The sequence below is a fragment of the Nocardia sp. NPDC004260 genome, from assembly GCF_053603155.1.
Map to the genome: position 1 here is coordinate 1 of NZ_JBSGEZ010000085.1, position 26,637 is coordinate 26,637.

Annotated in this window: 30 protein-coding genes and 1 pseudogene; 15 read left to right on the top strand and 16 right to left on the bottom strand. The window is 69.0% G+C overall.

Going from position 1 to position 26,637, the window contains the following annotated elements:
* Together ACWEO7_RS32715 and ACWEO7_RS32720 are read left to right on the top strand one after the other, a co-directional pair.
* Positions 1-247 (top strand): annotated as a pseudogene (locus tag ACWEO7_RS32715) (hypothetical protein); the annotation flags it as partial.
* 319 nt (positions 248-566) lie between these two features.
* Entirely contained in the window at positions 567-722 is a 156-nt protein-coding gene (locus ACWEO7_RS32720; RefSeq protein ID WP_452428978.1) for a transposase, read from the top strand.
* A 61-nt stretch (positions 723-783) separates the two neighbouring features.
* Here the strand turns inward: ACWEO7_RS32720 and ACWEO7_RS32725 are convergent, their stop codons facing one another.
* On the bottom strand, positions 784-1,371 hold the full coding sequence (locus ACWEO7_RS32725) for a DUF6245 family protein (RefSeq protein ID WP_452428980.1): 588 nt from the start codon (positions 1,369-1,371) through the stop codon (positions 784-786).
* Positions 1,372-1,930: 559 nt separating this feature from the next.
* Between ACWEO7_RS32725 and ACWEO7_RS32730 the strand changes: the two genes are divergently transcribed.
* Positions 1,931-2,845 (top strand): hypothetical protein, encoded by a 915-nt coding sequence (locus ACWEO7_RS32730; protein ID WP_452428982.1) that lies wholly within the window; start codon positions 1,931-1,933, stop codon positions 2,843-2,845.
* An 869-nt stretch (positions 2,846-3,714) separates the two neighbouring features.
* On the opposite strand, the gene ACWEO7_RS32735 is transcribed toward ACWEO7_RS32730, so the two are convergent.
* The 3 genes from ACWEO7_RS32735 to ACWEO7_RS32745 all read right to left on the bottom strand — a co-directional run bounded on the left by ACWEO7_RS32735 (position 3,715) and on the right by ACWEO7_RS32745 (position 4,867).
* Positions 3,715-3,864, bottom strand: coding sequence for a hypothetical protein (locus tag ACWEO7_RS32735; RefSeq protein ID WP_452428983.1), 150 nt, complete (start codon positions 3,862-3,864; stop codon positions 3,715-3,717).
* Between the two features lie 37 nt (positions 3,865-3,901).
* Positions 3,902-4,228, bottom strand: coding sequence for a DUF3467 domain-containing protein (locus ACWEO7_RS32740; RefSeq protein ID WP_452428984.1), 327 nt, complete (start codon positions 4,226-4,228; stop codon positions 3,902-3,904).
* A 117-nt stretch (positions 4,229-4,345) separates the two neighbouring features.
* Positions 4,346-4,867, bottom strand: coding sequence for a hypothetical protein (locus tag ACWEO7_RS32745; protein WP_452428986.1), 522 nt, complete (start codon positions 4,865-4,867; stop codon positions 4,346-4,348).
* A gap of 489 nt (positions 4,868-5,356) precedes the next feature.
* Between ACWEO7_RS32745 and ACWEO7_RS32750 the strand changes: the two genes are divergently transcribed.
* A complete protein-coding gene (locus tag ACWEO7_RS32750; protein WP_452428988.1) occupies positions 5,357-5,692 on the top strand; it encodes a hypothetical protein in 336 nt (111 codons plus the stop codon).
* A 65-nt stretch (positions 5,693-5,757) separates the two neighbouring features.
* On the opposite strand, the gene ACWEO7_RS32755 is transcribed toward ACWEO7_RS32750, so the two are convergent.
* Positions 5,758-6,144, bottom strand: a complete 387-nt coding sequence (locus tag ACWEO7_RS32755; RefSeq protein WP_452428990.1) for a hypothetical protein — start codon at positions 6,142-6,144, stop codon at positions 5,758-5,760.
* Between the two features lie 278 nt (positions 6,145-6,422).
* Here ACWEO7_RS32755 and ACWEO7_RS32760 point away from each other — a divergent pair, with 278 nt between their 5' ends.
* A complete protein-coding gene (locus ACWEO7_RS32760; protein ID WP_452428991.1) occupies positions 6,423-7,022 on the top strand; it encodes a hypothetical protein in 600 nt (199 codons plus the stop codon).
* Between the two features lie 462 nt (positions 7,023-7,484).
* Here the strand turns inward: ACWEO7_RS32760 and ACWEO7_RS32765 are convergent, their stop codons facing one another.
* The 11 genes from ACWEO7_RS32765 to ACWEO7_RS32815 form a co-directional block, all read right to left on the bottom strand.
* Positions 7,485-10,556, bottom strand: a complete 3,072-nt coding sequence (locus tag ACWEO7_RS32765) for a relaxase/mobilization nuclease domain-containing protein (protein WP_452428993.1) — start codon at positions 10,554-10,556, stop codon at positions 7,485-7,487.
* Positions 10,553-11,086 (bottom strand): MobC family plasmid mobilization relaxosome protein, encoded by a 534-nt coding sequence (locus ACWEO7_RS32770; protein WP_452428995.1) that lies wholly within the window; start codon positions 11,084-11,086, stop codon positions 10,553-10,555. Before ACWEO7_RS32770 ends, ACWEO7_RS32765 begins: the two co-directional genes overlap by 4 nt.
* Before the next feature lie 492 nt (positions 11,087-11,578).
* Entirely contained in the window at positions 11,579-13,417 is a 1,839-nt protein-coding gene (locus ACWEO7_RS32775; protein WP_452428997.1) for a hypothetical protein, read from the bottom strand.
* Between the two features lie 42 nt (positions 13,418-13,459).
* Positions 13,460-13,846 (bottom strand): hypothetical protein, encoded by a 387-nt coding sequence (locus ACWEO7_RS32780; protein ID WP_452428999.1) that lies wholly within the window; start codon positions 13,844-13,846, stop codon positions 13,460-13,462.
* Entirely contained in the window at positions 13,843-14,637 is a 795-nt protein-coding gene (locus ACWEO7_RS32785; RefSeq protein ID WP_159850551.1) for a ParA family protein, read from the bottom strand. Before ACWEO7_RS32785 ends, ACWEO7_RS32780 begins: the two co-directional genes overlap by 4 nt.
* A gap of 56 nt (positions 14,638-14,693) precedes the next feature.
* A complete protein-coding gene (locus tag ACWEO7_RS32790; RefSeq protein WP_452429000.1) occupies positions 14,694-15,092 on the bottom strand; it encodes a hypothetical protein in 399 nt (132 codons plus the stop codon).
* A complete protein-coding gene (locus tag ACWEO7_RS32795; protein WP_452429002.1) occupies positions 15,089-15,328 on the bottom strand; it encodes a hypothetical protein in 240 nt (79 codons plus the stop codon). The genes ACWEO7_RS32790 and ACWEO7_RS32795 overlap by 4 nt, the downstream gene beginning before the upstream one ends.
* Before the next feature lie 161 nt (positions 15,329-15,489).
* Positions 15,490-17,385: a hypothetical protein gene (locus ACWEO7_RS32800; RefSeq protein WP_452429004.1), complete on the bottom strand. Its 1,896-nt coding sequence runs from the start codon at positions 17,383-17,385 to the stop codon at positions 15,490-15,492.
* Positions 17,386-17,586: 201 nt separating this feature from the next.
* Positions 17,587-17,793 (bottom strand): hypothetical protein, encoded by a 207-nt coding sequence (locus ACWEO7_RS32805; protein WP_159850529.1) that lies wholly within the window; start codon positions 17,791-17,793, stop codon positions 17,587-17,589.
* A gap of 120 nt (positions 17,794-17,913) precedes the next feature.
* A complete protein-coding gene (locus tag ACWEO7_RS32810) occupies positions 17,914-18,747 on the bottom strand; it encodes a class I SAM-dependent methyltransferase (RefSeq protein WP_452429006.1) in 834 nt (277 codons plus the stop codon).
* The gene (locus tag ACWEO7_RS32815; RefSeq protein WP_452429008.1) at positions 18,744-19,484 is read right to left on the bottom strand and encodes a GntR family transcriptional regulator; all 741 of its coding nucleotides are present in this window, start codon (positions 19,482-19,484) and stop codon (positions 18,744-18,746) included. The genes ACWEO7_RS32810 and ACWEO7_RS32815 overlap by 4 nt, the downstream gene beginning before the upstream one ends.
* A 194-nt stretch (positions 19,485-19,678) precedes the next feature.
* On the opposite strand from ACWEO7_RS32815, the gene ACWEO7_RS32820 reads away from it, so the two are divergent.
* The 10 genes from ACWEO7_RS32820 to ACWEO7_RS32865 form a co-directional block, all read left to right on the top strand.
* Positions 19,679-20,005: a hypothetical protein gene (locus tag ACWEO7_RS32820; protein ID WP_452429009.1), complete on the top strand. Its 327-nt coding sequence runs from the start codon at positions 19,679-19,681 to the stop codon at positions 20,003-20,005.
* Positions 20,002-20,307, top strand: coding sequence for a hypothetical protein (locus ACWEO7_RS32825; RefSeq protein WP_452429011.1), 306 nt, complete (start codon positions 20,002-20,004; stop codon positions 20,305-20,307). The genes ACWEO7_RS32820 and ACWEO7_RS32825 overlap by 4 nt, the downstream gene beginning before the upstream one ends.
* A complete protein-coding gene (locus ACWEO7_RS32830; RefSeq protein WP_452429013.1) occupies positions 20,304-20,693 on the top strand; it encodes a hypothetical protein in 390 nt (129 codons plus the stop codon). The genes ACWEO7_RS32825 and ACWEO7_RS32830 overlap by 4 nt, the downstream gene beginning before the upstream one ends.
* On the top strand, positions 20,690-20,959 hold the full coding sequence (locus ACWEO7_RS32835) for a hypothetical protein (RefSeq protein ID WP_452429015.1): 270 nt from the start codon (positions 20,690-20,692) through the stop codon (positions 20,957-20,959). Before ACWEO7_RS32830 ends, ACWEO7_RS32835 begins: the two co-directional genes overlap by 4 nt.
* Complete coding sequence (locus ACWEO7_RS32840) at positions 20,959-21,204, top strand: hypothetical protein (protein WP_452429017.1); 246 nt, start codon at positions 20,959-20,961, stop codon at positions 21,202-21,204. The genes ACWEO7_RS32835 and ACWEO7_RS32840 overlap by 1 nt, the downstream gene beginning before the upstream one ends.
* The gene (locus ACWEO7_RS32845) at positions 21,201-21,536 is read left to right on the top strand and encodes a WhiB family transcriptional regulator (protein ID WP_452429018.1); all 336 of its coding nucleotides are present in this window, start codon (positions 21,201-21,203) and stop codon (positions 21,534-21,536) included. Before ACWEO7_RS32840 ends, ACWEO7_RS32845 begins: the two co-directional genes overlap by 4 nt.
* On the top strand, positions 21,533-21,802 hold the full coding sequence (locus tag ACWEO7_RS32850; protein WP_452429020.1) for a hypothetical protein: 270 nt from the start codon (positions 21,533-21,535) through the stop codon (positions 21,800-21,802). The genes ACWEO7_RS32845 and ACWEO7_RS32850 overlap by 4 nt, the downstream gene beginning before the upstream one ends.
* Positions 21,787-23,697, top strand: a complete 1,911-nt coding sequence (locus ACWEO7_RS32855) for a type IV secretory system conjugative DNA transfer family protein (protein ID WP_452429022.1) — start codon at positions 21,787-21,789, stop codon at positions 23,695-23,697. Before ACWEO7_RS32850 ends, ACWEO7_RS32855 begins: the two co-directional genes overlap by 16 nt.
* Complete coding sequence (locus ACWEO7_RS32860; RefSeq protein ID WP_452429024.1) at positions 23,694-24,440, top strand: DUF4913 domain-containing protein; 747 nt, start codon at positions 23,694-23,696, stop codon at positions 24,438-24,440. The genes ACWEO7_RS32855 and ACWEO7_RS32860 overlap by 4 nt, the downstream gene beginning before the upstream one ends.
* Positions 24,440-26,637: toprim domain-containing protein (locus ACWEO7_RS32865; RefSeq protein ID WP_452429026.1), on the top strand; the 2,198-nt coding region annotated here is incomplete at its 3' end. The genes ACWEO7_RS32860 and ACWEO7_RS32865, both read left to right, overlap by 1 nt.

The following is a 26,637-nucleotide window of genomic DNA, read 5'->3' on the forward strand; positions in this document are numbered from 1 at the left end:
CGCGGTCGCGCTCGCGGTAGCGCCGGCAACCGCCCTGGCAGCCCCGGTCCTCGCTGCCCCGCTGACCCTCGAACCCGCCGATCCAGCCCAAACCGGCGAACAGGCCCAGCCCGACGATCAAGCCGAGCCCGCGCCCGGCCCCGCCGACCCGATCCACGGCGGTGGCGGCAGCCACCACCTCTCCCACGGCGGCGGCAGCCACCACCTCTCCCACGGCGGCCTGCCCTCCACCGGAAGCGCGTTCTGAGCCAGCCGTGACCTAACCCCTGGCGGCCACGGTTCCAGTTCGGTACGTCGACCTACCGGCTCGCGCCGCCGACGAAGTGACCGCCAGGGCAAGGCCGACAACCGTTGGCCCACGATGACCGCCGACGATCTCGGCCCGGCCGGTACCCAGCGGGCAGTCACCGGCACACCGGTCACCCCGTCCAGCGCTACCGCAAACGGGTGCTACCCCACAACGGGGCGGCAGAAAAGCCGCAACGGTTCAACACGCGTTTCAACCGCTGTGCGTGTGTTTCGTCCTTCACGACCACACCGTATGTGCGGGCCTTAAGGCCCGCGCGATGCTGACCCGACCCGAGGAGTCGGTGTCCTCGATCGCCCGACTGCTGGGCATCTCACGGTCCACGCTCTACAAGTACGTTCCCGAACTCGGCAAAGGCCACGGTCAACTCACCGCCGGGCAGGATCGCCCGATACCCGAAGGTCAGCAAATATGACCAGCTGCTGCCGTCCGGCCGGGCCACCCAGGCGTAGCCCGGTCGCCCGCCGGGAGGTCGTCTACAGGCCGACAGATTCGAGCATGTTCAGCAGGATCTCGGTGTTGGTCAGTGCCAGGTGCAGCGCTTCACGCGCGGCGCGCAGCTGACCGGCCTGGTCGGCGAGAGTCTCCATATCGCCCTGCACCACAGCGTCTTGGCTGGCGGCGATCACTCCCAGCAGTGTGTGCAGGGCCGTGACGGCGTGCGCGGCGGCCAGCGGGATCGGGCCGACTTCCCGGTTCTGCGCCATCATCCGCAACGGCGTCCCCGCACGCAGCACCTGCCAGCGAATGAACTCGATCCGTTTGACAGGATCTTCATCCAGCCCCACCCCGGCGGCGGTGAGCTGCTGCTCCCAAGCGGCGTGGCGAGCCTCGGCGTCGAGATCGACCGCATCAGCCAGCGCCGCCTCGGTCTGCACCATCCCCAGCAGCGCATTGACCATCCGCACCCGGTAGGCGTCCGCCCCGCCTAGGCGATCCGCCTGGGCGGCATGTTCGGCCGAGGTATTGCGCCCCTGATACATCCCCAAAGCCGCCATGGCCGCAGCGATCTGCTCGACCGTGACAGGCCGATCCCGCCCCTGATGCTGTTCGTGTTCACTCACCCGGGAAGGCTATCGCCACCGCGTGCCTGCACGTCGGCGAAAGCCACACGGGCAGAGACCCCCAGGCAGCGGCGCGTTGGTACGCCCCATCCCGGATCGTCCCGACCTGCACAGTGTCCGGTTTCGCGCACGAAAATGTTCTCCGGACTTGACCGAGCTTGCGGTCGGCGAAGTACTTTCGAGCCCTCGGTGGTCGCCCGGCTGCTGGGTGTCTCCCGCTCGACCATCTAGGAGTACGTGCCCGAACTCGGCAGTGGCCGGGCACTCCCGGCAGGTCACGACTCGTCGCTTCCGGATGCCGGTGAGCGCGACCAGGCGTCGGTCTCGGTTGCGTCGCGATAGCTCTCCCTGTGGCCGGTGGGGAACCCGGTCGGCGCTGCGGCCAGGGCAGCACCTCGGCTATCGACGCGGGGTGCATACCGCATCACACCTGCACGTGCAGATGCACGATCGCTGCGCGTCTGATCGAGCCCCGTTGGCGGCGGATCCAGGCACCATAGACCATGGTGCGCCGAAACCCGGTGCACAACAGGGGAACTGGTACAGGGAGGTTCCTGTGATGGCTGACCGCAGCGTGCATCGCCGCGCCTACGAGTTGTGGACCGACGAACGCAACATCGAACTGGTCGAGCTACTGCGCACCGGGTTGCCGATCGAGCAGATCGCCGAACACACCGGCCGCAGCGTCTCCGCGATCCGGGGACAGTGCCGCAAGCTCCTTCCACCGCACTACCGCATCACCGACGCCACCGCGGCGCCGACGCTGCGCATGCTGCTGGCGACACCGGATTTCGACTGGCGGGAGCCACTGCGCGAACGCCACCGCCGCGCCCGCAGCGTCTACTGGGACACCGAGATGACCACCCAGTTGCGCCGAGCCTGGACCGACACACGACCACTGCCCCAGATCTGCGAGGAATTCGACGCCTCCGAAATCGAGATAGCCCGGCAGCTGATGCGCCTGGATCTGGCCGAGAACATGCGCGAAGTCGCCGCCCACCTCGGCTGCGACCCGGCCGGAACGCTGGCCGGGCGGCTACGCGTGGCCGCCGACCGCACCACGGCCGCGGTCTGGGTCCTGATCATCGACGGCCCCGCCACCGGCTCACGCACCCGCTTCGGCGACGCCGGCCCGGCGCTGCGGCATGTGTCGGTCCACCACGACTACGACACCGCCGAGCTGACATTGGCCGATGTCATGTTCGACCACCTCACCCAAGACGGGAGCATCGACGAGGTCACCGCCACCATCGCCGAACGCACGGTGGGCGATCTGACCGTCGGCTCCGACACCCACCTCACCGGACCTGACGCCCTCCCCGTTTCCCTCGCCCCCACCGCCGAACACCAGGCACCGGACAACGAACCGGTGCCCACCGCCGCCGCGCCACCACCGGTCGACCTCGACGACTCCGCACCGGGACCGGACGACTCCGCCCCGGCTCGGCGGTTGTGGCGTCGCTGGCGAAAGTAGCCATCGCAGCGGCCCACCATCAGGGTGAGGCTGCGGTCCGGTACCAGAAGACTGCTGCAGAATTCACGCGGGCCACCTCGCAGTCTGGCCAGGCATGGTCGGCGACGGTATCGGTTACCCCTCACCCCATGAGGACCACCGACAACCAACCGCACCGGCCCCGCTCCATTTCTGAGGCGCTGTCGGGGGATGCCGCCGCTCGTCGTGCCCGCCACGAAGTGGTGAGCGCGCTCGTCCCGTGATGCGCATTCCTGCCGATGAGCCGTCATCACCGCACCCTGCGACCAGCGAGGTCCATGCTGTCGTTCGAGAAGGCGACCATGATCAGCGGTATCGCGTTCTGCTGTGGGACGCCGAAGGCAACGCTCTCATCGCGGGCTCCGGCGGCGGACTCGACATCGCTTCCCACCGCCGAGGATTCGTCCGCCTGGAAGGCAGGCCCTCACAGGCAGGTGATCAGACCCCACTGCTGCCCCCACTCCACCGAGAATAGGGTTCCCTTATCACTCAGCAGATATTCATAGGGGAATCGCAGGGAAATCGAATATGCATGTGGCTACGCGAATCGGCGGCCTGGCAGCCGACTGGGAAGGGAGAAGCCACTGGGGTTCCCGGTGACCTGGTCGAAGTGCGGGAAGCGGGGCGTGTGCGCGGGTGGTCTCACTCGTCCTCGGCGAGGGCCCCGGACATACCGGGCCGCGATACTCGTCGATCCGGGGGAGCCGCGATAGTCTCGATCGTCCTCGCCGCACAGTGTCGAGGACGCCTCACCGCCGCTTCGACCCCCGAGCCCTGCACCGGGGGTCGAAGTGCTGCCCTGGCCACCCCCGGGGGGCGGATTTCGGTGAGGCGCTGTGCGGGGCAGTGTTTCAGGACGTGGATCGGGGGGTGGTGGGTGTGGGTTTGTAGTGGCGGCCGCCGATCGTGGTCGGCTGGTAGCGCACCCGCGGGTCGGGCACGATCGTGCGGTCGCGGGGGCCGGTGATCAGGGTGATCGGCCCGGTAGCGGTGATCATCACGCGAATGTTCTCCTCACCGTGTGTGGACGGGGCGGTTTCAGTCGCCGAGAGAGGTGATGTGCCCGAACTGGTGTTCGTAGTTGCTCATGGCTTCATCGAGCGTGCGCATCAACCGGAAGATCAACGCGGGCGGGAACTTCACCCGCGCGGTGACCTGCACCGGTTGGCGCATCACCGGCCCGTGCTGCCCCGCGGCGGCGGGTTCGGCGGGCAGATACACCAGGAAATCCAGGGTGAAGTCGGTGCGGTTGTACCAGCAGGTGAACCCGTTGGCATACACCCCCACACTCCAGGCGTCGGGCACGATCACCTCGACATCGATGTCACCCTCGGGCGGCCCGGGCGGGTTCGGGGCCTCGCTCACGACCACTCACTCCCGCGCGGTGGGGTGGTGCCGGGCGGCGGCCGCACCGGTGTTTTGATACGCCGCCGCCCCGGCACCGTCCTCACCGAAGCCCTCTCCTACCCGGACTCACCCCGCTCAGCGGCCTTCCAGCTGACGGGCCTGCTGACGGATCTGGTGCAGCTGCAACTCCCACTGCCCGGCGCGGTCCTGGGCGCGGGTGGCCTGGTCCTCGGCCTGCTGCGCGAGCTGGGTGGCCTGATCGGCCTGATCGGCCGCCGAAGCCGCCCGCTGCTGGGACTGGCCGGCTTCGCCTTGGGCCTGCTGAGCCTGGGCTTGAGCGCGGTCGGCCTCGCTTTGGGCCTGCTGGGCCTGATTCGACGCCAACACCGCCGCCTGACGGGCCTGCTGCGCCTGCTGATTGGCCTGGCTGGCGTTGTGCTGCGCGGTCTGCGCCTGGTTCTGCACCTGCCTAGCCTGGGTCTGGGCTTGACGCGCCAAACCACTGGCTTGCATCGCGTACTGGCGCGCGCTCTGGGCCTCCTGGCGGGCTTCGTCCAGCCGCAGCCGCAGCATCTCCACCTCCCCACGCACATCCACCACATCCTGACGCTGACCCTGCGACGACCGGTTCTCCGTGCTCGTGTCCTGCGCTGCCATCTGAGTTCCCTTCCGAAAGTGTGGACGGTTGCATTTCCAACTGGGACGAACTCGCTCGACCGGCACATACTCCCATCACCACCACCGGTCATCAGCAACTTTGAAGCAATCGCCCGGAAATGCAGGCGAAACACGCCGCGGACCACTACTCGGCAGCCTGCGCACACCCACAGCTACCCAGACAGATCCCGCATTCCCTCGCGAGTCGGTGAACTGTCCGGTGCCGGTAAGAATCGCGCTACGAGGCAATCGAGGCGCGATATGGCAACAAAGGTCAGCAAACACTCCGGTACTGGATACGTCGATAGCGCCAACTTGATTCAAGATCACACGATAGCCGTTTCACCTGGGGGTCTCTCTCCCCATATGCCCCGGGTGACGCCCTCCTCAGCGGCACCCGCCTACCGCGATCGACCGTTGCCGCCGCGCTCGACACGCGTCGTCAGTAACGCCACGATCCGGGCCTGGGCCGACCCCACGGCAGCCAACTTGCCACGTATCTCGGCGAACTCGTTGTACACCTGGTCGAACTGCCCGCTCACCCGCATCGGCCAGAGCGGACATAACGGCCTGCCGGAACTCGCGGATCTGTGTGCCCATCTCGGTCACCCCCCGCTGCGCGCCGCCGGCCAGCACTCGCGCCGCCGCGACATCCTGCTCGACAGTGCGCAGCCGCTCGGCCAGCTCACCGACCCGCGCCTCCAGCGCAGCCAGGCGAGCTTCCAGGCCCTCCGACGCCATACCCAGCAGCCTACGCACAGTGGTCGTGACGCCGCCGCTACAACTCGGCTGCCGACACCACCACCGTGGCCGCGGCTGCCATGACCGGCCATGAGCAGGGTGGCTAGCGGCCCCCCTGACAGGAACCGGGCGAGTCGGTGCGAGGTCGGTCAGTTGGGCAGCACCCACTCGTTGCCGCGGGTGCGGTCCGCCAGCCGGACACCCCGACCCGCTCGGGTCTGCGCGACGATCTCGCCCAAGCGGTGGTGGCGGGCCTCGGCGAGAGCCGCGTTCCACAACACGGCGGCTTTGGCGGGTGTCATCGACTCCGGGTAGATGATCACGCCACGATTTCGATCCCATCGCAGCGACACCGCCGAACACGCCCGATCGACAGCGTCTTTGAACGCGCCCTCGATCAGGGGCTCGTCCCCGGCCAGCGGACACGCATCAGCATCCGGCGGCTCCGAGACGTAGTGGTCGGCCAGATACGCCATCACCCAACCGGCCTCCCCGACAGCCTCCTCCACGTCCCATCCCTCGCGCAGCTCAGGCATGCCGCGGATCGTAGCCGCAGGCATCGACAACAACGGGCAGGGTGAACTCGACGCGCTCGGGCCGACCGCCGAGGCGACCCACGCTCGGCACCGACACCACCGACCGGCCACCGCGTAGCCGACCCCGCAGCGACCGTCGCGCGCCGACAGCACACACCATTTCCACCCCCAGTGCGCAACCGGGGCATTTCGTCCGGCGAAATTCGCCGGGATCCGGGTTACACCTCCTGCACCTGCGTGGCCCGCAGTCGAGTGTTTCGTCCGGCGGAACTCGTAGCGTGGTCGATGTGTACCTCGACGATCCTCCCAAGTACTGCCCTCAGTGCACGTCGCTGATCGTGCACCCCCGCCGCGGCCGCCGCCGCCGATGGTGCTCGGACGACTGCCGACGACGCGGCAGCGAGCACGGCATCCGCATCCGCGAAGTCGTGCTCGAGAAGGAAGTGCAGCGGCCCGAACGGATCTCCCTCGAGCGCCAGATCGCGCGACTGCTGGAGGATCCCGACGCCACCGAACTGCTGCTGCGCACCCTCGCCCACCGCTGGCGCCACCACGGACCCGACACCGCCACGCGCCAGAAGCTCAGGCCGACAATCCTCGACCTGTGGCAGGCATTCCACACCGCCACCGACCCAGACGCGGCACGGAATCCGCCGGCGAAACTCCCCGCCGCCGCCGCCGAACACCGCGCCGCCGTCGAACGAGTGCTGTCCTCCCCGAAGTCGATCCGCACCGTCTTGATGCGCGTGCGCGACATGCTCGACGCCGGACAGTTCCCCGCCACCACAGCCGGTCCAGTACACAACGGCATCGCCTACCTGGTCCACCAGAACACCCCGCCGCGCCACCGCCAGTTCTACCGAGCACGCGGAAACTGACCCCCTGCTGACACCGGCCGTGTGGTCCCAGTGGCAAGCGAGCGAAGCTCGTGCGGCAGCACCTTCCAAGGCGACCACGCGCCCCCACCGCAGCGCTCGGCACCGGCCGCCGCCCCCCTCCTCTCCCATGAACTGGCCCCAATGTCTTGTTTCTGTCCCGCCCCGTCCCCGATTTGTAGACCACCCTCGATCCAGGCATCGCAGAGCGAGGGTGGTCTACAAATCGGCGCCCGCGACGAAGGGGACGGGGCGGGACAGGATCCTCGCTCAGCTCAGCGCCCATATCGAGGGTGGATTAGCCCCTGGATTACCCCCTGGACTAGGCCCTGGATTACCCCCTGGCCCCAAACCCTGCGCTAATCCTTCCCCTAGTCCAGGGGCTAATTCAGGGGTGTCACCGTCCGAGATCCTGCAGCCGGACCGTGCATCAGCGGCCTGGAGCACCCCTGCACCCCAAGGGAATCAGAGCCCCCGGCCCTGGTCGGTTCCGCGGTCGGGCCCGAGGTCGGGATGCGGTTCTGGCATGTGACGCTGCCAGGACTTGCCTTCCTGCTGGGATGTTCGCGGCTGCTGCTTCGAGTTCTCCGGAGCGGATTCCATGTCGAGGTCGTAGCCGTAGCCGTAAGGATCGAGGTCGAGGCCGGTGTCCGCGCTCGGTGTGGTCCAGCCTTTGGATCGCTGCATGAACCGGGCGGCACCGAGCTCCGAGCGTGACCGCGGCGCCTGTTGCTTGCGCGCTTTATGCACACTCTCGGCCCGCTGCTCGGAGGTCATGCGACCGCGGTAGGTGTGCTCGGTTTCGACCTTATCGAGTTCGTGTTCGAGGATGTGCAGCATCCGGGAGTCGGCGGTGAGCGCGGCCGCGTCGGCCTGGACGGCTTCACGCACCCGGCGCTGACATTGCGCCTGGTTGGCGTTGCGCAACACCGCGGCCCACTCCTCCTGCGGCACCCCGGTGTCCTCGGTCGCGGCGTCGGCGGCGCTGCGGGCGGCCACGGCGGCCGGGGCGTGCTGGTCGATTTGCTCGCTCACCTCCGCGATCTGGGCCTCGAGACGGGCGCGGACTCGCGGACTCCACCGCGAGGTGTTGGCGTGCTCGCGTTCGAGCCGCTCACGTTCACGCTCCCGCGCGGCCTGCTCGCGTTCGAGCCGATCGGCCTCGTCGAGGGCCTGTTTCGCGGTCTTGATCGCGGCGGCCTGCTCGGTCAGGGTCTTGTTGTCCGCCCGCACCTGCGCGAGGAGCGGGCCGCCCAGCCGACGCGCTTCGAGTTCCTGGCGCAGCGCCGCGATTTCGGCGCGGCGGTGCAGCAGCTCCCCGCCCAGCTGGTCGTCGTCCCACGTGCGCGGGGCGAGGTCGTGCCGCGCGTATGCGGACTCCAGGATCGAGGACATGCGCAGGATCGCCCGCTCGTCCTCGGGCAGCTCGGTGTAGAACGGCCGGGACAACCGGCGCGGAACCGGTTTGACGGCCGGCGCAGTCAGCGGTGCTTGGGCTCTGGCTTGGGCCTTGGACAGATCCGGCTGGGTACGGCGCGGTTCGGCCGGCGGTGCGGGAGTGGTGGTGTCGAGCAGGTTCTCGATGCGCCACGACAGGACCGCAGCCATGTCGTCGGCGGTGCCCAGCTCCCGCGCCCGCACCACGGTGGTGAGGTCGTCGATCGCGTCCCGGCCGCCGGATTCCAGCTCGGCCAGCCGAGACAACAGCGCGGGCCATGCCGGTGCCGTAGTCACATCCGGCACCAGATCCTCCGCCGCGGCGGTGATCTCGTCGATCCGGTCAGCGCCGAGCAGCTGCTCGGCCTCGGTCACGACATCTTCGCCGAGCACCTTCGCCACCCGCCGCGCCGTCGCCGACGTGAACACCTGGGCAGCGTCGCGATCCCATGCGAACCGCCGCTCGGCCAAGTCCGCTTCCCACGCCCGGCGCACCGGATCCAGATGCCGCAGCGACTGGTCGATATCGACCGCGCGCATCACCTGCAACCGCGCCCGGTGGGCGCCTGCGATCCGGATCGCGATCGCGATCGCGATCAGCAGCAGCACCAGCAGCGCCGCAACGATGAACGCGGCGACCTCGGACGCCTCATCACCAGCGCCGCGCAGACGAGATCCGCCGGTGCGGGTGGCCTCCTCGAACAGCAGCGCCGCAGCCGCACCCAAACCGGTGCGGGTGCTTCCCGCCAGCCCACCACGGCCAGCGGTGCGCGGGCTGTATCGCTGGCTCGCGGACGGGACTTGCGCGCTGCGCGCGAGCTCCTTCGCCGCCGCCGCGAACGGGCCCGGTGTATCACCCTCCAGGGCCTCGCTGAACGCGGCGAACACTCCCGACGCCTGCCCAGCGGCCCACGCCCACTGAGCCCGGTCACTGGTCGGGATCGCGTCCAGGCGCCGCTGCCACTCACCGATCTCGGCCGCGGCCGCGCGCCACGTCTGCGGATCCTCCAGATCCGGGCCGTCGCGCCGCGCACCCGATCGGGCCGCCCGGCCGTGCCAGGCGGTGACCGCGTCGGCGCGAGCCTGCGGTGAATCGGCCCAGTGCTGTTCCCGCAGCGCGGTCAGCGTGAGGTCGTTGTCGAGCTTTCCGCCGCCGACCCACGGCCCGACCTCGACCCCGTCGCGCCGCCACCGCACCGAATAGCCCTCGACCTCGGTGCGCCCACCCGCGGCGTACCGGGGCCGGATCGACACCCCGGCCTCGCGCAGTGCGTGCACGAATTCGGTCTCGGTGTCGGTGCCGGTCGCGGCCGCGCGCACCACCCGGCGAAGTCGTTCGCGCTCGGTTTCCAGTGCGCCGGTGCGCTTGGCGCGCTCGATCTCCGCGCGGGAATTGCCGCTGTGCCCGCCGCCTTCCTCCCGAGACTTGAGCACCCGCAGGCCGAACTCGTGCTCCAACTCGTTTGCGACGTCCTGGGCCCGGTTGCGGTCCCCCTTCCGCTTTCCCGGCCCGTAGTCGAACGTCGAGACCTTCGATCCGTCCTCGCGGATCAGGCTGGCCGCGATGTGGATGTGCTCCTGTCCGTCGCCGCGCTCACCGCTGCGGCCGTGCCGCACCGCCGCCCACCGCGCGGGCGCGACCTTTCCGTCCGCACTGCCGGTGAACCCCATCCGCGCCATGAACTCGTTCGCGAGTTCGGCCCATTTCTCGTCGGTCAGCTCCTCGCCGGGATTCAACGCGATCACGCAATGCCACACCGGGGCGTTGCGCATCGTGCCCTTCTCGCCCTTCGCCGCGGGCTCGACCACATCCGCGCCAGGGCCCCGGCCGCCGACCCCGGCACCGACTTTCGCGCGCATCCGAGCTTGCGTGCCGTGCAGCTGGCGCGGCAGATCCAGCTCGTGCGCGATCGCAAGAGCCACATCCCTCGACGCCCGCTTGTCCTGCGGCCCATCGAAATCGCGCAGCCACTCCGCCTGCATCACGCTCGGCGACCCCGCGATCACATGGCGGTGACGGTGCTCGTTGTTCTCCCCCTCCCCCAGCAGGTACACCATCAACCCGCCGATCTTCTGCCCGCGCGAGATCTTCGGAATCACCGCCGCACAACCTGCCGCGACAACTGCTCGATCGCCGCGGCGCGCTCACCCAGATCCGCGATCAACTCCCGCAGATCCGCCAGCACCTCCCCCAACTCATCACCGTCGACGACACCGTGCGTATTCGCCACCCGCGCGATCTGGTTCAAGTTCGCACCGACATGACCGAGTTCAGACAGGCGCACCTCGTGCAACGACCGCGCCGCCGACAACAACGCCGCCGACAACGCCTTGCGCTTCGCCCACGGCAACCACGGACCCTCCCCCCGCCCCGACTTGCGCGGCGAGGCCGCCACCAACTTCTCATCCGAACCCGCACCCGGAAGCGCGGACTCGACCAGAAACCACGGCACCGTGGACGGGATCTCCTCCGCCGCCGCGCGCACGGCGTCGTACTCGGCCTCCGACAGCACCACCTGAACCGTCTTCTTCGGCCCGATGATGTTCGGCCGGCGCTTGCGCTTCTCGTCTCTCTGGATCTGCTGCGAACGCCGTGAACTGGCCGCCGAAGCCTGACTCTTGACCACCACCAACCCACCTCTCCTACTTCCGTTTCCGGCCCCGTCGACGGGCGGAAAACCCATGCCCAGCGCAGCGACCACCCGTCCCCGGGTGGGGTTCCTCCCTCGGAGGAACGCACAAATACCTATGGTATTTGTTAACTTGCTCTGGGGCTGAGTATTCAGCGTACCGGAACGTGAGGTGTTGGTGCGGTGGGAAATTGACTTCACTGCGCGGTCAATTTCAGTGCTGTGAGTTGGTTTTCGCGGCTACGGTTCGCGGTATGGCTGGGTCACATGCAGAGCGCGCCGATGAGCTGGCGACGCAGGCGAGTCGAGAACCGGCCGAGAGGCCGCCGAGCGAGTCATGTGGGAGCGGGTGCGCGCGCTCCAGGCGCAAGCGCAGATTCACGCGACCCTGGCCCTCAACAACACCGCCTACCTGCGCGGGTAGTGTTCTGACACGACGAGACCCCGGCGGCTACCTTCCGCCGGGGTCTCGTCTTCTGTTTGGAGCTGGTGCTACTTCCGCAGTTCGATCACCCGGGCGCCTGTGCCCGCGTGGCGTTTGGCGTCGTCCTCCAGCCAGTTGCGCACTGAGGTGAAGCCGATCTTCAGGTCCCGCGCGATCCGGCTCGCCCCGTGCTCGGGGTGCTCGTCGTGACGGGCCAGCACGTGCGCGATCTGCTCGGCTGAGGAGCGCGCTCCGGTCGAGCGGCGCACCTCGTGCGCCCGGTGCCACACCGTCGCGGTGATTCCGGCCGGCGGTGCTCCGTGGGCGGCCTCTGCGGGGTGCTCTGTAGCACCGGTCTGGGTGCTACGCGGGGTGCTCCGTTCGGCGCGAGCGTGCTCCGTAGCAACCCGGCGGTGCTCCGTGGGCTGCTCCGCAAGGCGCTGCGCAACAGCGGAAGTGCTCCGCAGGGTGCTCCGCACGGCGACCGGGGTGCTCCGCTGGCTGCTCCGTAGAAGGGCCGGACTGCTCGGTTCGTGCTCCGCAGGCTGCTCTGTAGCAGTCGCCTGGTGCTCCGTAGCAGGGTGCTCCGTTGGGGTGCTCCGCTGCTCGGTGACCCGCGCAGCAGTGTGCTGCGCAGGCTGCCGGACCGGCGCGGTCTCCTCGGTACCCGACTGGCCTGCCACGGGCTCTACCAGCCTCTCAGCGGTCACGGGCGTGGTCTGCGAGTCGTCCGACTCGACTGCACGGGACGCGGTTTCCGTCGCGCTCGCCGGGGTGCTCCGCTGCTCCGCAGAGCGCTCCGTAGCAGGAGGGGTGCTCCGCAGACTGCTCAGTTCGTGCTCTGCGAGGTGCTCCGCAGACTGCTCCGTAGCAGTGCTCTGCTGCTCCGCAGAGTGCTCCGTAGCGGCCGGGCTGCTCTGCTCAGCGGGCTGGGTGCTCCGCACGGATACCGGGGTGCTCTGTTCGTGCTCCGTAGCAGCAACCCTCGGGCGCTGCGGAGCAGGTGCTCCGTTCGGGTGCTCCGTAGCGGTGCTCCACTCACCAGGCTGGTCCGCTCCAGACTGCTCCGCGACGGGCTTGGTGGTCGGTTGTGCGACGCGGCTGAGTTCGGCCAGGCGGTCGTTGATGTCGTCATCGGCGGGCACCTCCGCCGACGCGACCGCGATGGCGGCGCCGAGTCGCTTGGACACCGCGTCCTGGGCGACCAAAGCGACGCCGATCATGATCGGCGCGACCGCGTGCACCGCGGCGTCGAACCAGGCGTGCACACGCAGGTATGGGTAGGTGTTCAACGTGATGGTCGCCGCCAGCAGCACCGCCTCGGTCCACCGGATCAGGGTCTCGCCCTCGGTGATCTTCCAGCGGGCCACCGCGTTGCCGGACACCATGAACACCACCAGCACGGTGGAGATCAAGCCTTCGAGCAGGTAACTGGCCCAGTACAGCGGGTCGGTCGCTCCACCGGGTGCGACGTTGTGCTGCACGTTGACCGCTGACCACACCATCGCGGCCGCCACGACGCCGGCCAAGGCGCGACCGGACCACTTCTTGATGCGGTACAGGTTCGCCAGCTGCGCGTGCGGGCTGGCCTGACGCCGCTGCTCCGCCAACGCCCGCCGCGCGGTCACCAAGTCCTGAGCATCCGCGCGCAAGATCTCCGCGTGCGCGCGACGCACCTGCTCCGCGGTCGACTCAGCCGCCTCGACCTCCGCGAGGCGTTCCAGGCGCTCGTGCGCGCGGATCCGCTCCGCCAGCCCACGATTGGCCGCGAGCTCCGCCTCCGACAGTGCTGCGGTCAACGCCGGATCGGCCTGGTGCGCCAGCCGTTCCCGCGCGGTACGCACCCGCTCAGGCAGGGCACCGACGACCAGACTGTCGCCATCAGGGGGTGTGGTTCGGGGTTTCAAGCGAGAGAACATCAGCGACCTTTCTGGAAGTGAGAGTGGGGGTCACTCGGTGATGTGGCCGTCGTCGTCGGCGGGGGGAACGTTGTTGGCGTCGAGGTAGGCGGTGATGGCGTCGTCGGCGATGTCGGTGATGCGGTAGCCGTGGGCGCGAAGCCATTCCAGGCGCGCGAAGGTCGAGCGGCGCAGCTGCGTCGCGAACGACCGCTTCTGCGGGCGCTGGGGCCGGGCGATGGTCACCCGCTTGGCCGGTGCGGACACGGTCTTCTCCTCTCGTTCGGCGACCTCACCGGTGGTGGGTGCCTCGTTCTGTTCGGCGGGTTCCGCCGCAGCCTGCTCGGGGTTGACGCGGCCGGCCTGTTCGCGGCGTGCGCGGCGGCTGGTCGGCCGGGTGGAGGGGACGTCCATGCCGCGGTTGGGTGTCGGGCTCATGCGCGGACTCGCTCGGCCACGCGCTTGGCGGCGTCCTTGTAGGCCACGGCCGCGCTACTGGTGGGTGCGTGGACCGCGACCGGGACCGCGCGGTCCTTGGCCTCGCGCACGCGGATGGTGTGCGGGATCTCGCCGAGATAGGCCCCGCCAGCATCCCAGGCGCCCCAGTCGCGCACCAGGCCATCTCGCACCGACTGTGCGACTCGGGTTCCGCCTTCGTAGTTGGCCAGCAGCACGAATCGGATCTCCAAATCCGGGTTGAGTCCGTCTTGGACGTCCATCACCGCCTCCCCCAGTCGGATCAGTGCCCGGATCTCGTCGGGCCCGGCCTCGAGCACCGCGAGTACGTCGTCGGCGGCCGCGAGGGCGGCTTCGGTCATGGACCCGAGCGCAGGCGGGCAGTCGATCAGCACGACGTCGTAGTCGGTCACCTCGTCGAGCTGACGCGCCAGGCGCATCTGCCCACCCGGTCCAAGGCCGCCGGTCTCCAGTTCCTTCAGCGCCAGATCCGCGGGCACCAGGTCCAGCCCGAACGCCGTGGAGTGGATCGCCTCGCGCAGCGGGACGCGCATCTGCCGCTCCCGGTGCAGGACCTCGTACAGGCTGGCGTCGTCGTCGCCGAGCTCCACACCCAAACCGCTGGTGCTGTGGGCCTGCTGGTCGGCGTCGATCACCAGCACCGCCAGGCCCTCTTCGGCAAGGTGGTAGCCCAGGTTGATCGTCGAGGTGGTCTTGCCGACGCCACCTTTCTGCATCGCTACCGCGATCACACGAGGCCGAGAACTGGTCATCATGCCGCCTTTCCGAAATGCATGCGAAAGTTCATGAGAGAAAACATGCATGCAGACTAGGGGCCGGGTGGCGGATTCTCCGGACGCCAGGCCGGATCATCGCGAGACCAGACATCCCGGTCAGCGACTCCCCACACCCGCAGCCACACCGGCGTCCCCGGCGACCACGAGACCTCGGCCGTACCGACGTAAGCGACTTCACCGGGCAGCGGCTCCGGATCGCGGGTGAGGTTCAGCGCCGCCGCCCACTCCTGGGCGATCGATTCCGCGGCGGCATCGACGTGCTCGCCGCCGATCTGACCCATCAGCACATAGCGTCCAGCCTCATACCGCGACGCGGTCAGCTGCCAATACAGCGGCGTCAGCCCCTTGGCGCGGCCCAGCCCGTTGACGTAGCCGGTCACCATCGCCGACACAGCCTCCATAAGACCGTCGAGATCACTGTCGACGCTCATCCCAGCTCGTCCAATCCCTCGGCCAGCGCAGCCTTCGCCTCGTCGATGATCTGCTTGGCCGCAGCGATCTTCTCGACCACGGAGATCCGGGCTTCGGCTGCGGCCGACGGCAGCGGCGTGCCGATCGGCACCCAATCCGAGCGCAGCCAGTCACGACTGCTGGACAGGGAGTTGCGAGCGTTGTCGAGGTCGCGCAACGCGGCGCGGAACATCTCTTCTCTAGTGGGGAGACTCATGCCACCATTCTACCTTGCATGAATGTTTTCATGTAAGAAAACATGTCTTCATTCATGTTCGCTGACCTGCACTTATGGCGGTGCCGGGGAGTCACGCGCGCACGCGCGTAGACAGACCTTTCCCCAGTGAAAGGAGGGCTCGGCCCCTTGCCGGGCGGCCGTCATTCTGGCGGCCCCGCGGCTATCTGGGCGGCCCAAATCGCCTCGTCTAGGCCAGAGTCCAGGTCCCACGGCGCGAGCTGCACGGTCGGCTCGTCGCCGCCGTCGTGGTCGGCGGGGACCTGGTGGCGCAGCTCGAGCCAGGCATGCCACTGGGCGCGCTGGCGCTGGATCCGGGCGAGGAATTCGGCGCGCACCTCGTGCAGGCCGTGGGCGGCGGCGATGTCGTCGAGTGAGACGGGACCGGGAGAGACGGTGCCGCGGCCGCGTGTGATGAGCCCGGCCTGGGCGAGGACAGCGAGGGTGTCGTAGCCGGTGCTGCGACCGACGCCCGCGGCTGCGAGTACGTCGGCGACGTTGGTGAGGCCGGTGTCGACGATCAGCTGGTAGACCGCGCGGTGGTGCAGTCCGAGAACCTTCCACGCGTCGTGGACCGGCCGCAGCTGCACGCGGTCGGCTGGTACCGGCGCCACGGCTTGGTCCAGCTCCGGTCCGCTGTAGGCGGTGACCAGGCTGTAGCAGTCGGCGTCCCGGTGCACCGCGCGGCGGATCCGCAGGATCGGGCTGCCCGGCCGCTCCCGCAGGTCCGCCAGCACATCAGCGACCGTCCCGACCGACAGCAATCCCGCGAAACCCGCCAGCGCGCGCACACCGACTGCAACCAGGGGTGTGCCGTCCCGGCCGGACTTGCCCGCGACCAGCGCCGCGTAGGCCAGCGCGTCGAGTACGGCGAGCACTGTCCAGCGGTGTTGTTGCCCAGGCCAGGTCTGGTGTACCCAGGCGTGCGCGGTGGCAAGCCAGCGGGAGTGGGTATCGCTGTGCAGCGAAGCAGATTTCGAGCCGTAGGCCCCTTCGGGGGGTGTGAGATTTCTGTTCCTGTGTTCGGGAGACCGGACTAACGAGCTGGCTGTGATCCAACGGGTACAGACGCGCTCCCAGTCGACAGCCAGCGCCTCGTCGGGGCGGCGATAGTGCGCGTACGCGGCCGCCAGGCCACGCCAGCTGTCGTCACGGCGCGCACGCACATCATCAAGGCTCCAACCACGTTTCGCGCACGCAGCCAGGACGCTGGCGCGGGCCTCCGAACGGGAAGGCCAGCGGCCAGCGGCGGGCATGGCGCCGGTGACCGCGAATGCCTCTACAGGGCCCGGGATCGGGCTTCTCCAGCACCAGGGAGCGCGCAGTCGCGCCGAGCTGCCCACGCCCTCCCACAGGTCCGCAGACAGCTCCACAGGGCCGGTAGACGCCGCCTTCTGGGTGGTGTGGTCAGGGCCGACACCCAGGTACTCCCGCAAGCGCGCGAGAAGACCGGGCTCCGCACCTTGACGCAGCGCGGCCGCCGCCTCGTCGACGGCACCGTCCAGCTCACGGACCGCCCCATCGCGGGTCGCCGACCCGGGCGGGGTGATTGCACCCGTGCGCGGGTTGAGCATCAGACCGATATCCAGCGTCGGCAACCGCGAGGCCAGCAGCCGCATCACCGGCTCGATCTCGTCGCGACTGTGGGTCTCACCGGCAGCAAAAGTCGCGATGACGTGGCGACCGCGGTTGGCCGGGTTGAGATCGGACACCGGCATCGCACCGCACGCACGCAGCCACGCCTTCGCATAGGCCACGTCCTGGGCCACCTGCACCGGCCCGCCACGCTTGGAGTCGAAATCCAGCGCCAGCAGCCGCGTGCGGTGGGCAGCGTCGTAGACCGGCACCGCGGCCGGGTCCGCCGGCGGCCGCCGCGTCAGCCGCCGTGTGCCCTTCGTGGTGTTCGTGTCGGGGTCGATCAGCCGCATCGACGGCCGCGCCGCGATGAGCGGGGCAAGAGTCGACCAAGCCAGCTCGGGAGCCGTGTCGGCAGGAGCTGGAACGTCGTCGTCGGGTAGCGGGAAAGGCGCAGGTCGCAAATTGTGATCTACGGCCTCGGCCGTATCACTTGGTTGCGAATTCGCACTCTTGCTACCCTTGTGCACGCTTAGCACAAGCAGCGGATTCCTAGTGGGTATCGGGGTCCAATCGAAGGCCTTCCAGTTCGCAGCTGGGGGCCTTCACCCATTTCTGGGGCGGGTATCCCGCCCGCACTACGGCGGGCGGGGTTCTCCAGGCGGTCAGGCCGGGAGTCTCAAGTCCTCCTGGTGGCTCGGTGGAAGTCCGGGATAGTCGGGGAGTCCAAGCAGACGCCGCAGCGCCAGCTCGTACACGGCACGCTGGGTCAGGCCGTGCACTTTCGCCGCTTCCTGGACTGCGTCGACTACGTCGCGAGACAGTTGCAGGCCGACGCCTTTGGTCGGCGGGAGTGTGACTGGTCTGGCCATAGCGACCTTTCTAGAGGTAATCCCGGGCCGAACGAAGCCGACACGCCGCAGGGGTTTTCACACAATCTGTGTGGATTCCGCGATGGACTTCTCATAAGCCTTGAACGTTTCTGCGCTGTCCTACGACCTGCGGGCCCGTAAGGAGAAGTAGAGCGGCAGCTCAATCCCATTGGGCGGAACAAACTCTCGCTTGTCCTGCTGAATCAGGCTGGGTAGGGGCCGGTCCAGCCAAGGGAACTCGTGGAAGAACTCCAATCGCAGACCCGCATCCGCGACCGCAGTCAGCAGATCGCCAGTGCTGTGCGTCCAGAGGTACTTCTCATTGGACTCGACGTATGCAGTTGGATCGGCGTAGGAACCTTTCACCGCGTATCGGTGAGGCTCTTGCCTGTGCCAATACGGTTGGCCGACGCGTACTTCCGACGCCGACTGATCGAGGGTCTTGGCGACGGGGTGCATGTCGGTGAGGTAGAAGATCCCGCCGGGAGCGACGAAGCGGCTCACGATCCGCGCCCATGCTGTGAGATCAGGCAGCCATCCGAGGATGCCTCGAGAGGCGTAGACGATGTCGAACTCTCCGGTCAGGACTTCGTCGAGGCGCATCACGTCGGAGACGACGAACTGGGCGTCGACGCCGACCTCACGCGCGAGCTCGGTCGCGATCTGGACCGCAACGGGCGAGAGGTCGACGCCGGTGACGTGTGCGCCGCGGCGGGCCCAGGAGACCGAGTCGGCGCCGATCTGGCATTGCAGGTGCAGCAAGGAGCGCCCGGCGACTTCACCGACCTCGGCCACTTCGTAGGGCCGGAGTTTGTCTGCTCCAGCCCGGACCGCGTCGAGGTTGTACCAACTTCCTTGCGCGTGGATGGAAGCCCATTCGTCCCACAAGGCGCGGTTTGAGGCGATAGCCGCATCCACTGGCGGCGGTCCAGGTTCCGGTGCCTGGTGCGTCATTTCGTGACGGTAATCCAGTGACCTGCGGGGATTACGTACTCGCCGAATTCCAGTACCGCACCGGACTTCTCGGGCCAGCGGTTTTCACCCAACAGCACCGGGTCTCCCTCGGCGATGCCGAGGTGCTGGGCGACTTCGGCTGTGGCGCGCGCCGCGCATTGGCGGTAGCTGTCGGCATTCAGATCGGGGAAGCGGCCGGTCCTCTCCTTGAGCAGACCGACAGTGCCCTGCCCACCGGGGATCGGTTGCAGGTCCAGCAGCTCGGGAACCGCCTCTGCCAGTTCGCCGGGCATCCAGGTCACCGACCATGTGACCGGTACGTCGCCGTGCTTGGTCACGCGCTCCCTGCGGACAACCGAGTCGCCAGGCTCGATGCCCATTGCATCGGCAACGTGCTGAGGAGCGCTGGTCAGTTCAGCGGAGATGATCTTCGACGCGCCGTGCGGGTAGATCACGCGGCCGCGTGACACCGAGCGCAGCCGATCAGCTGGGCTGAAGGTGCCGTTCTCGAGGAACGCCACGATTGTGCCCTGCTTGCTGGTGGAGACCAGTCCATCAGCGGCCAGCTGGCGCATAGCTTTCGCGGCGGTGGTGTAGGCGACCTGCCATTGCTCAGCGATCTCACGCACGCTCGGCATTCGCTCACCCTCGCGTAGCTCACCACTGGTGATCGCATCGCGATAGTGAGCCACGAGCTGCATGTAGACCGGCTCGGGCCTCTGCAGATGCGGAGTCACAACGACCTCCTTCTCTCGGTATCGATCCAGCTCAGGCTAACACTCGTGTGCGCGTGTGCGCGCTGCGGATCACTGGGCCGCACAAAACGGCGTTTTCCTCTCGTGTGCGCTCTTGTGCGTGGTAGCGATCACGCGCATACTCAATCGTGTGCGCAGCGCGCACACAAGACGCACACGATCGAAGGAGGAGCGCTGTGGCTGTTCAGCGTGAGGGGCGGTGGTTGACGGCGACGCGGTCGTCTCACTGCGCATTCGAGGCAAGGGAGGGGTGGTTCCGGCTGTCGCTGCTGCCGGAGCGCCTGGTGACGGGCACTCAGGCGGTGGCCGGCCTGACGATGGCCGAGATCGCGGCGGAGTGGGGCGACCTCCTGTGGGAGCAGAACCGCAACGTCGAGACGGTCTGGAAGCTGCTGGCCGGTCAGGCGAAGACGCTCAACTTGGACGTGTTCGACGCGGTGATCCGCTGCGAGCAGTCGGAATGGCCGACCAGCGAGGCCGAGTGGGCGGTGTGGTCGCGATGAACATTCCAACTGTCTGGACGCGCGAGACCTGGCGGCGGGCTGCCGCGCCGACGATCCCGGCGGTGCTCGAAGTCCGCGGGCACATGGTCAGTGAGGAGACCGCCCACCACGCCGATTACATCGGCCAGGACCGGTGGGTCGTCGATTTCCTGCCGGGTCGTCAGTTGACGCGGGAGCAGGCGCGGGCGGCGATGCGGATCGCGGTGGCACCGGACCGGATCGAGGTCGAGCGGTGGGCGGGTTTGTTGGGCCTGACCGCTGCTGAGGCCAGGGGTTTCGTGGCGCTGGGGGTGTCGGCATGAGGACGCCGTGGATGTGGGTGGCGAAGAAGCTGGACGATCGCCGCTGGCAGCGTGGGATGGAGCGGGCGCGGGCGATCAACGGCTCGAAGGTGTGGGTTTCGGAGTGGTGGCGCCCGGTCGGGGAGCAGGCCGAGGGCCGCTCGGCGATGGTCTGGGGGCGGATCTCGTGCCAGCTGACCCCGCATCGGGCGCATTTCATCGGCGGCGATGTGTGGGTGGTGGACTTCCTGCCGGGCCGTCAGCTGTCCCGGGGGCAGGCTTACGACGCGATTTCGCTGGTGGCGCACCCGAATTCGGATGAGGCCGAGGTGTGGGCGGCGTCGCTGGGCATGACCGCGGCTGAGGTCCTGGCCCGCGCGGCGGGGTGGGCGGGGGTGTCGGCGTGATGGACACCTACACCACCCCGAAGGGCATCACGGTCCGCGTCGGCCAGCTGTGGACCGATGACGTGTACCGCCAGGACGCCCGCGTCATCCAGGTCGTGGAGATCGCCGAGCCGCACACCGATTACAAGGGCGCGGGCCGCTGCACGGTCACCTACCGCGTGGTCGCCGAGGGCGGCGGCGCGCGAGCGTTGACCCGGACCAAGACCATCGACGCTGCTCGCCTGACCGATCCGCGCTTGTACCGGCTGGTCGAGGAGGTGCGGTGATGGTGCGCGAGCGAGTGGTTGATGTCGTGATCCCGATCGTGCCGGACTCCGGCGGCAACGGCATCGGTGTAGTCGCGGCGATGGCCGGCCTGTTCGGCGCGGCCGTGGTTTTCGCTGGCATCACCTGTGTGGTCGTGTCCTGCACCGATTTCGGGCCGGGCTCGACGATCCCGACCGGAAACGGGTGCGCCCCGTTCTGCACCGCGACCGTGACCGCGACTCCGGGTGCGGGGGTGGCGCGATGACCAGCATCGATCTGCTCGGTCCGGTGGTCTACCGCGATCGTGCCTGCCACGGCGTCGACCAGAACGTCTTTTTCCCGCATGGGTCTGAGCCGAAGGACATCCGCCGCGCGCAGGAAATCTGCGGGCGCTGCCCGCGGCTGACCGAGTGCGCGCAGTGGGCGGCTCCGCTGGTGCGCTCGGGTGCCTTGGCCGACTGCGTGATCGCGACGGTGAAGGCCCCGGCCGCTCACTCCAACTCCGACAGGCGCCGCCGACGTGACGCGGCCGCCGATCAGCTGGAGGCCGTCGCCGCGTACGCGTCGGCGGCTGCCCAGGTCGAGGGGGCGGCGTGAGCAGCAGCGAGATCGCTGCGGCGGTGCGGGTTTTCCAGTTGCACCGCGACCGGGACGTGTCCGGCTATTCGGGTGTCGTCGTCGTCGCTGACGGCGTGGTGTGGCCGGACGGGGCGGTGTCGATGCGGTGGCGCGGCGAGGTCCGCACCACGGTCGAGGCCGCCTGCATCGGGGACATCGAGACCATTCACGGCCACGACGGCGCGACTCGCGTCGTGATGGTGGCCGCTCACGGAAAGGGCGGTGCCTCGTGGACCGCAGTGTGAAAGCGCCGTCGGCGTCGACGGGCGAGTACCGCGAGATCGCGGGTATCGCTGGGCTCGCGGTGGGGGTTCCGTCGCTGGTCGAGCTGGCGGGGGCCGCTGTTTGGGCGGCCCCGATGTACGGCGGGCCGAAACAGTCTGTGCCGTTCCACAGTCCGGCTGGTCTGGCGTGGGAGCTGTTCTCGACCCATGAGCTGGCGTGGAGTCCGCAGGCGTGGGCGGCGCTGGGCACTCTGGTCGGCGGTGGGCTGCTGACGATCGGTGCGACGGCGTGGGGCACGCGCTGGATGTGCGAGCAGTACACGGCCGCGCGTGAGGCCCGTCGTGAGGCTCGTCGGCGCAGCAAGAGCCGCCGCAAGGCGATGGCCCCGGCTTGTGCGGAGCGGCACGAGGTCGATGACCGCGCGAAGTACATGGGTCGCGGCGCGGAGCTGGACGATTTGTGCTGGGCGGCGACCGAGGCCAAGGCCCTGGAGCTGGGTGTGGGCCTGGCCGAGGGGCAGGTGCCCGGCGTGCTGATCGGGCGCGCGGTCACCGACAACCGGGAGCTGTTCGGGTCGTTCGAGGATCTGCACCTCGATATCTGGGGCCCGCGTCAGGGCAAGACGTCCTCGCGGGTGATTCCGGCGATCATGGACGCCCCCGGTGTGGTCGTGGCCACCTCGAACAAGCGCGATGTGGTGGATGCGACCCGCGCTCACCGCGCCGACAAGGGCGAGGTGTGGGTGTTCGACCCCCAGGGCGTCGCCGAAGAGGAGAACAGCTGGTATTGGGACCCGTGTGCGTGGGTGAGGGGCGAGGATGGCGGCCCCGAGGCGCAGGAACGCGCCGCGCATCTGGCTGATCACTTCGCTGCCAGTGTCGACAACGCCGACAAGGGTGATGCGTTCTTCGAGCCCGAGGGCCTGGAGCTGCTGACCGGGCTGATCCTGGCTGCGGCGCTGGATGGGCGGCCGATCACGGAGGTGTTCGCGTGGGTGACCGAATCCTCGGACCGCACCCCCGAGAAGATCCTGGACCCGCACGGTTTCGACCTGGTCGCCGCCGCGCTGGCCGCGCAGTACACGGACGCCGGTAAGCAGAAAAGCGGCGTGTTCGCGACCGCCAAAAAGATGTGCTCGATCTTGAAGTACCAGCGGATCCGGTCGTGGGTCACCGCGCCGGCCGCTGGTGAGCGCCCCCGTCGCGCGTTCGACGCCACCGAGTTCGTGCGCTCAACCGGCGACACCTTGTACCTGCTGAGCGAGGAGGGCAAGGCATCCGGTGGGCCGCTGGTGACCGCGCTGGCAGCGGCGGTGGCCGATGCGGGCAAGCGGGAGGGCACCCGGTACGGGGGCCGGATGCCGATTCCGATGCTGATCGTGCTGGATGAGGCCGCCAACATCGTGCGCTGGCGGGATCTGCCGAAGCAGTACTCCCACTTCGGTTCTCGCGGAATCGTCGTGATGACGATCTTGCAGTCCTGGGCTCAGGGTGTGCGCTGCTGGGGCGCCGATGGCATGGGCGCGTTGTGGTCGGCGGCCAACATCAAAGTCCTCGGCTCCGGCCTGGACGACGCGGGGTTCCTGCGGGACCGCTCGGAGATGGTCGGCGCCCACAAGGAGCGCACGACGTCGGTCTCGCGCGGTCAGCGACCGGACTCGGTGACCGAGTCGACGTCGCTGGCCACCGAACCCACCCTCACCCCCAGCGATATCGGCGCGCTGCCGCGCGGCCGGTGCCTGGTGTTCATTTCCGGGCACCGCGCGGTGCTGGTGCGCAGCGTGCCGTGGATGGAGCGCGGCGACGCCGACCTCATCCGCGCCTCGCTGGCCGAGCACACCCCCAACCCCACAGCCACATCCACGGCCGCCCCGCGTCTGCGGGCCGTGCCGCCGCGCGAGGAGGACGCAGCATGACCGACACCACCACCGACAACAACACCAGCGCAGAAGCCATCGGATCCGCTGCCGCGCAAGCCATTGCGGGTATCGAGCTGGGTGAGCTGCTGGATTCGGCGGTCCGCAAAGCGGTCGGCGCGCAGTTCGCCGCCGCAGCCAAGTCGATCGCCGCGGAGGTCGTCGGCAATTTCCTCACCGACGAAGTCCGCGCGCAGATGACCGAGACCGCGGCCCATGAGGCCGAGCTCGCGCTGAACCCGCCGGTCGAGGCCGCCCGCGCCGAGGTCGAGCCCGCTGGCGACGGGCAGGAAGACGAGGAGCAGGAGCCGCAGCAGAAGTACCCGACCGTGCAGGCCTTCGTCGAGCAGTGGGTCAGCGAGGTCTACCGGCGCGAGGTCAGCGAGCGCAACATCGAGAACAAGCGCCGGTGGTGCCCGCAGTGGTGGCGTCACGGCGAGGCCAAGGCGCGTCTCGAAGCGCTGTGGCATGCGTTCGAGGCGCTGCGCCAGGGCGAGACCGTCGAGCAGTCGCTGTTCTGGCTGGTGCATGTGGACCCGCACATGACCCGGCTGCTGGATCCGGAGGGCCCGTTCAAATACTGCTCGCCGAACAAGGGCCACCACGCCGAGCTGGCCGCGCTGCCGGTGGTGCCCGCACCGGCGAACTACAGCAGCCGCGACGTGGTGACCGAACATCCGTCCGGGCTGGTGATTCCGACCGGCCCCGCCCGCCGCCGTGTAGTCATCGCGCAGTTCCCGTGATGTCCACGCCAGCACGCGAGCGCAGACCCGCGCCCGCGCATGAGCGCGCCAGCTGGGAACGGGTCACCAGTGCGCTGGAGAAGGCGGTGGGCGCCGGACGTGACTCGGGCTCGTGGACCAAATATTGCTGCCCGGTGCACGAGTCCGACGGCCGCTCGCACAACCCCAGCCTGGGCGTGAAGTACCTGGCTGACGCGGCCCGCACCAAGGTCGAGTGCTTCGCCGAGTGCCCGGACACCCTCGTGCTGGAGCGGATCGGCCTGCAGGTCGCGGACTTGTACGACCAGCCGCTGCGCCGCGGCGTCGGCGGCGGCCGCCGCCGTACCCCGCCGCGGGCCCAGCGCCCCGCAGTGGTGTCGCGGGCGGATCAGGCCATCGCCGCGGCCGGGCTGCCGCAGGTCAAGCCCAGCAAGGACTACGGCCGCCAGCTCGGCCGCGCCGAGACGATCGCCACCTACCCGTACGTGCGGTCGGACGGGCAGGTCGAAGGCGAGGTGATCCGCAAGCACACCCGACACGAGCACGGCCGGAAAAAGGACTTCTACCAACGGCGCTGGAACTCCCAGACCGGTCAGATGGAGCCCGGCGGGTTCCCCGCGATCCCGTTCCAGCTGCCCGAAGTCCTCGCCGCGATCGACGAGGACCGCACGGTCTACATCGCCGAGGGCGAGGAAGACGTGCTGGCCCTGACCAGGGCCGGTGTCGCGGCAACCTGCAACGCGGCGGGCGCGGGGAAGTGGCGCCCCGAGCACGCCCGCTGGCTGCGCGGCGCCCGCCGTGTGGTCGTCATCGCCGACCGCGACGCCCCCGGGTTCCGGCACGCAGACAAAGTCGCCGAGTCCCTGACCGGCTTGGTCGGTGAGGTCCGGGTCGTGGCCGCGCGCGGCGGCAAGGACTTCCGCGATCACGTCCTGGCCGGTTACGAGCTGGGCGAGCTGGAGCCGGTGGCGGGCCTGGACTACCGCACCCCGATCGACACCGCCGGCGTCACTCCTTCTGCCGGTGAGGCGGCTCTCACCGCGGGCACGGCCGCCTCACCCACTCACCCGCCCCGCACACCCGAACTCGATGGAGGTTCCCCCGATATGGGCTTTTTCCTGTCCGATGACGCCCCACAGCAGCATCACGACGACACCGTCGACCGGGTCGGCAGCGGCTTCGCCCAGCTGATCCGGCTGCTGATGCAGGAGATCATGCAGCGCGCGATCGCGTCCCACCAGGCCCGCAAGGTCGCGCTCGAGCAGTGGCAGCGCAGGGAGGAGCAGCGGCTACGCGAGCACGAAGCGCAGGTCGCCGCCCAGCGCAAGGCCGCCGAGACCGCGTTGGCCAAGGCCAAAACGAAGGGCTGGGACCACCTCTCGCGCAGCCAGGTCGCCGCCGCGTTGCAGGAGGCGGTGTCGTGGGCTCCGGATTCGGAGGTCGCCAAGCGCATGGCCGAGGATCTGGTCTCCCACATCCGTGAGCGGTGGGGCGTGGCTGTCGACGTCGACAGCGGGCAGGTCAGCGTCGAGGCCGCGACCCCGCAGATGGTCGCGAAGATGGCGGCCGCCGAACGTGATCGCGCTGCCGGGTTCCGGTTGTCCACCGCGCAGGACCGCATGGTCGCGATGGTCGCGGCGGAGGAGATCGACGAGAGCCTCAAGGCGCAGCTGTATGCGCAGATCGAGCAGTGGCGCAAATCGCCCACCCCGCAGGGGCTCACCGAGCTGGGCAACAAGCTCAAGGACGCCAAGGTGGGCGAGCACACCCGCGCCCGCATCAAGTTCGTAGCCCTCTACCTGGGCGGGCCCGCGACCTTGCCGCCGGGTGTCACCGAACTCGGCGCGGGATCGGTGCTGGCCTCCGCCGCGCTGCGGGCGATGGACGAGCCGCTGGTGGACCCCGGCGAGGAGGTCAAGAACAAGGTCGACACGATGCTGATGGACTACCAGGCCCGCCTGCGCCACGGCCTGCCCACCCTCGAAGTGCAGGCGCGGCTGGCCGACGCCGTGTCGGTGATGACTCCAGAGGATCAGCAGATCGCCCGCGACCGCGGCAAGACGATCCGCGCCAACCCCGCCGGGGACTACAAGCCGCTGTGGCCCGATCACGTGGACCGCGAGGAGCTGGCCGCGACCGTGCGCGCCTACGCGGCGCTGGCGCCGTCGGTGGAGGCCCGCATCGCCCGCGCCGACGGTCTGGATCCGCAATGGGCGCT